Source organism: Curtobacterium pusillum (assembly GCF_007673235.1).
Classification (GTDB): Bacteria; Actinomycetota; Actinomycetes; order Actinomycetales; family Microbacteriaceae; genus Curtobacterium; species Curtobacterium pusillum_C.
This window is the reverse complement of sequence record NZ_VDZH01000011.1, coordinates 1-5,435: the sequence shown is the minus strand read 5'-3', so window position 1 is coordinate 5,435 and position 5,435 is coordinate 1. Positions and strand designations below refer to the sequence as shown.

The window sequence follows — 5,435 nt, the reverse complement described above, 5'->3', positions numbered from 1 at the left end:
CAGCACCGGCACGCTCGGATCCGACGAGAACACCGCCGACGCCGTCAACGGTGCAACCGCGAGATCCACCTCAACCTGGATCGGATCCCCAACCCGCTCATTGTTCAGGAACTGCTCAACCTTGACCGACTGCTTCCCCAACTTCAGCCCAGTCAGCTCCTTCGACCACGCCCCCTCAGCATTCGCCTTCACCGGAATCGTGTCATTGATGATCACATCCGCATTCGGCTCCGAGGAGCCGACGAGCTTGGCGGTTCGAGCAGCCACGTCGACCGAACCCGCCTCGACCGAAGCACTGAAGGCAGGATCGAAGTTCTCAACACCCACAATCGTGTCAATCCACGGGTCGCGACCATCAGCCGAACCTTCAACGAACTGGAAGTTCGCGGGATTGCCATTGGTCGACTCGGAAATCCAGGCGTACTTTCCGTTTTTGGGTTCGATTGCGCGAACGCCGTACCCCGCAGCGAACCTGTGGTTCACCGGAGACGTCACAAACTGTTGGCCAGGCGACCCGTCGCAGGTAGCGGTCTTGACGTCGTACCGTTCGCCGGAGTAGGTGAGGCAGAGGTCGGAACCATCGAATCGCACGGGCCCAGTGGCTCCCGCAGCAGGGAAGGACCAGACCGTGGCGCGAGAGGCGACTGCGGATAGCGAATTACCGTGATACCCCAGAAGCTGTGCCCCCTGCGACGGAGTCGTGACAGCCGTGTAGACATCACTAGACGACCGACTAACCCAGGGGCCAACGACGCGAGAACTGTTCGCCTGGGTCACGGCCTGCGGTGCCGGTGATGCGGCGGTCGCGGCAGAAGCGGCGGCACCGAAGCTGAGGCCGGAGACGACGGTGGCCGCGGCGAGACCAGCCGCACCGATGGACTTCAGGGCTCGAGCCCTGTTCTTGTGAGACATGTGCATCTTTCAGGACAGGCCACGCGATGGCGGCTGTACGGGAGGGAAACACACACGTGATGGCTGGGCCGTCACGGCATGCACATCCAGAATATCACGTGACATACCAATATACTAACGGCGATCCCGACTCGAGACCTACTGTGAGTTGAGTGCGAACAACGCAACTTTGCCGACCCACGGTTGACGCGCCTCCCGTCCGGAGTAGAGTTGAGTCCATCGGACGCAAGTCCAACGACTTCCGCACCAATCGAAGGAGCAACACCACATGGGACGAGCAGTAGGCATCGACCTCGGAACCACCAACTCGGTCGTCAGCGTGCTCGAGGGCGGTGAGCCCACGGTCATCGCGAACGCCGAGGGCCTCCGCACCACGCCGTCGATCGTCGCCTTCACCAAGGACGGCGAGGTGCTCGTCGGCGAGACCGCCAAGCGCCAGGCCGTCACGAACGTCGACCGCACCATCGCGTCGGTCAAGCGCCACATCGGCACCGACTGGACGACCGAGATCGACGGCAAGAAGTACACGCCGCAGGAGATCTCGGCCCGCACCCTCGGCAAGCTCAAGCGCGACGCCGAGCAGTACCTCGGTGAAGACGTCACCGACGCGGTCATCACCGTGCCGGCCTACTTCAACGACGCCGAGCGCCAGGCCACGAAGGACGCCGGTGAGATCGCCGGCCTCAACGTCCTCCGCATCATCAACGAGCCGACCGCTGCTGCGCTGGCGTACGGCCTCGACAAGGGCAAGGAAGACGAGCTCATCCTGGTCTTCGACCTCGGTGGCGGCACGTTCGACGTCTCCTTGCTCGAGGTGGGCAAGGACGACGACTTCTCGACCATCCAGGTCCGCGCGACCTCCGGCGACAACCGCCTCGGTGGTGACGACTGGGACCAGCGCATCGTCGACTTCCTCATCAAGAAGTTCAAGGACGAGCACGGCGTCGACCTCTCGACCGACAAGATCGCGAAGCAGCGCCTCAAGGAAGCTGCCGAGCAGGCCAAGAAGGAGCTGTCGAGCCAGCTCAGCGCGAGCATTCAGCTCCCGTACCTGACGCTGACGGCCGACGGTCCGCTCAACCTCGACGAGACCATCTCGCGCGCCCAGTTCGAGCAGATGACCTCCGACCTGCTCGACCGCACGAAGAAGCCCTTCAACGACGTCATCAAGGAAGCGGGTGTCTCGGTCAACGACATCGCGCACGTGGTGCTCGTCGGTGGCTCGACCCGCATGCCCGCCGTGGCCGAGGTCGTCAAGTCGCTGACCGGTGGCAAGTCCCCGAACCAGGGCGTCAACCCGGACGAGGTCGTCGCCGTCGGCGCCGCGCTGCAGGCCGGTGTCCTGAAGGGCGAGCGCAAGGACGTCCTCCTCATCGACGTCACGCCGCTGTCGCTCGGCATCGAGACCAAGGGCGGCCTGATGACGAAGCTCATCGACCGCAACACCGCGATCCCGACCAAGCGGAGCGAGACCTTCACGACCGCTGACGACAACCAGCCGTCGGTCGCGATCCAGGTCTTCCAGGGCGAGCGCGAGTTCACCCGCGACAACAAGCCGCTCGGCACCTTCGAGCTCACCGGCATCGCGCCGGCTCCCCGCGGCGTCCCGCAGGTCGAGGTCACGTTCGACATCGACGCCAACGGCATCGTGCACGTGTCCGCGAAGGACAAGGGCACCGGCAAGGAGCAGTCGATGGTCATCTCCGGCGGCTCGTCGCTGCCGAAGGAGGACATCGAGCGCATGGTCCGCGAGGCCGAGGAGCACGCGGCCGAGGACAAGGCCCGTCGTGAGGCGAACGAGCGTCGCAACCAGGCCGAGCAGCTCGTCTACTCGATCGAGAAGCTCATCAAGGAGAACGACGACAAGCTCCCCGAGGACGTCAAGTCCGAGGTGCAGGCCGACGTCGACGCGCTGAAGTCCGCCCTCGCGGGTGAGGACGAGGACGCCGTGAAGACGGCCTTCGACAAGCTCAACGAGTCGCAGGGCAAGCTCGGCCAGGCCATCTACGCCCAGCAGGACGCGGGCGCAGCGGCCGGTGGCGAGCAGCCGACCGCCGACGACCAGGCAGCACAGGACGACGAGGACATCGTCGACGCCGAGGTCGTGGACGACGAGGACGACAAGGACAAGAAGTAGATGACGGACCCCAAGGACAACGTCCCGAACGAGGACGAACCCCAGGTCGAAGGGGACGCCACCAACGCGGAGCAGCCGGAGGACCTCATCGAGGCCGAAGGCCCCGACGTCGAGGTCCCGACGGACGCGCCGGCAGGGGGTGCCACCGACCTCTCTCCGGAGGACGAGGCACTCCTCGCCGACGCCGCCCGCGGCATCGCCGAGGACAAGCTGAGTACCGAGGACCGCGACCTGGTCGCCGAGATGCGTGCGGACATGCTCCGAGCGCAGGCCGAGCTGGTGAACTTCCGGAAGCGCGTCGAGCGCGACCGTGAGGCCAACCGCGAGGTCGCGATCGCCGAGGTCGTTCGTGCACTCCTCCCGGCGCTCGACGACCTGACCCGCGCCGAGGCCCACGGCGACCTCACCGAGGGCCCCATGCAGGTCATCGGTCAGAAGATCCGCGGCGGCTTCGAGAAGTTCAAGCTCGTGCAGATCGGCGAGAAGGGCGAGTCCTTCGACCCGAACATCCACGAGGCGATCGTGCAGCTCCCCACCCCGGGCGCCACCGGCCAGACCGTGGCGGACGTCGTCGAGCCGGGCTACAAGCTCGGTGAGCGCGTCCTCCGTGCGGCCAAGGTCGCCGTGGCGGTCCCGGCCTGAACCCGGACAGGAGGTAGGTGATCCATGGCCAGTCAGGACTGGTTCGACAAGGACTTCTACAAGGTCCTCGGGGTCTCCAAGGACGCCTCCGACGCCGAGCTGAAGAAGACGTACCGCAAGCTCGCGCGGCAGTACCACCCGGACTCCAACCCGGGTGACGCCGCCGCCGAGAACCGCTTCAAGGAGATCAGCGAGGCGTACTCGGTGCTCTCCGACAAGGAGCAGCGGCAGGAGTACGACCAGGTCCGCGCCATGGGCTCGGGCGCCCGCTTCACCGCGGGTGGCCCGGGCCAGGGCGGCGGCTTCGAAGACGTCTTCGGCGGCATGTTCGGTCAGCAGGGCGGCGGCGGACAGCGCGTCCGCTTCGGCCAGGGCGGAGCAGGCGGTGCCAGCGGCTTCGAGGACATCCTCGGCGGGATGTTCGGCGGGGGCGGCGGCTTCGGCCAGTCCTCCGGCGGCTACCGCGGCTTCGGCGGACCGACGAAGGGCCGGGACGTCTCCGCGACGACCACGCTCGACTTCACCACCGCGATCGCCGGCGACACCGTCAAGCTCTCGCAGGGCAACGGCCGCCCGGTGAACGTCCGCATCCCCGCGGGTGTCGCCGACGGTCAGAAGATCCGCCTGCGCGGGCGCGGGGAACCCTCGCCCGACGGCGGTGAGGCCGGTGACCTCGTCGTCACCGTCACCGTCCGGAAGCACCCGGTGTTCGAGCGCGACGGGCAGAACCTCCGACTGGACGTCCCCGTGACGTTCGTCGAGGCAGCGCTCGGCGCGACGATCCAGGTCCCCACCCTCGGTGGCGACCCGGTGAAGCTGAAGGTCGCGCCCGGCACGCCGTCGGGTCGCGTCCTCCGTGTCAAGGGCCGCGGCGTCACGACCAAGAACGGGACGGGCGACCTGCTCGCCACCGTCCAGGTCGCGGTGCCGTCGCACCTGTCGGACAAGCAGCGGGAGGCCGTCGAGGCCCTCGCCGAGACCCTGCCCGATGAAGATCCCCGCGAGGACCTCCTCGCCAAGGCGCGCAGCTAGCGTCACGCAACAACAGCAGTACAACCCGGCCTGGAGGCACGGCGCGGCTCCGTCAGGAACGCGCGCCGTGCCTCCAGGCTGGTTTTCAGACCATGCGGACGACGGAAAGGAACACGCCATGACCGACATGGACGAGAACTCGCCCGTCTTCGCGATCGCGATGGCGGCGGAGCTCGCCGAGATGCACCCGCAGACGCTGCGGCAGTACGACCGGCTCGGCCTGGTCGTGCCGGGCCGGACACGCGGCGGGTCGCGTCGGTACTCGATGCGCGACGTCGCGCAGCTGCGCGAGATCGCGCGGCTCGGGTCCGAGGGCGTCTCGCTCGAGGGGATCCGTCGGGTGCTCGACCTCGAGAACGAGAACCGGGCGCTGCGCCAGCGGGTGAGCGAACTCGAGACCGCCCTCGCCGACCAGCTCATCAACCGACCGGGCGCGCGGGTGTTCGCGGCGACGACCACCGGTGCGGCGATCTCTCTACGAGCCGGCGCGCGGCCGCAGCGCAACACGCAGGTCGTGCTCTGGCGGCCGCCGCGCTGAACAGGAGCACTGTCAGGACACGTTCGACTTCGTGCCTGCTTATCTGTTCCGGAAGTGGTGAGGCCCCCGGCACCTGGGTGGTGTCGGGGGCCTCGCGTGTTGCGTTGGAGTGGGTGTTACTTGGTGGGTGCGACCGTGGTGAAGGTGCGGGTCAGGACCTCGGTCGGTTCGCCG

At 67.2% G+C, this 5,435-nt stretch carries 5 protein-coding genes; 4 read left to right on the top strand and 1 reads right to left on the bottom strand.

The window, feature by feature from the left end; all coding sequences use genetic code 11:
* Window positions 1–912: hypothetical protein (locus FS532_RS18375; protein ID WP_144757451.1), on the bottom strand; the 912-nt coding region annotated here is incomplete at its 3' end.
* Window positions 913–1,180: 268 nt separating this feature from the next.
* On the opposite strand from FS532_RS18375, the gene dnaK reads away from it, so the two are divergent.
* The 4 genes from dnaK to FS532_RS18355 all read left to right on the top strand — a co-directional run bounded on the left by dnaK (window position 1,181) and on the right by FS532_RS18355 (window position 5,261).
* Window positions 1,181–3,049 carry a molecular chaperone DnaK gene (gene dnaK / locus FS532_RS18370; RefSeq protein WP_144757448.1) on the top strand — a complete coding sequence of 623 codons (1,869 nt, stop codon included), beginning with the start codon at window positions 1,181–1,183 and terminating at the stop codon, window positions 3,047–3,049.
* Complete coding sequence (locus FS532_RS18365) at window positions 3,050–3,691, top strand: nucleotide exchange factor GrpE (RefSeq protein ID WP_079238040.1); 642 nt, start codon at window positions 3,050–3,052, stop codon at window positions 3,689–3,691.
* A gap of 24 nt (window positions 3,692–3,715) precedes the next feature.
* Complete coding sequence (locus tag FS532_RS18360; protein WP_144757446.1) at window positions 3,716–4,723, top strand: DnaJ C-terminal domain-containing protein; 1,008 nt, start codon at window positions 3,716–3,718, stop codon at window positions 4,721–4,723.
* A gap of 127 nt (window positions 4,724–4,850) precedes the next feature.
* The gene (locus FS532_RS18355) at window positions 4,851–5,261 is read left to right on the top strand and encodes a heat shock protein transcriptional repressor HspR (RefSeq protein WP_144757453.1); all 411 of its coding nucleotides are present in this window, start codon (window positions 4,851–4,853) and stop codon (window positions 5,259–5,261) included.
* Window positions 5,262–5,435: the final 174 nt, after the last annotated feature.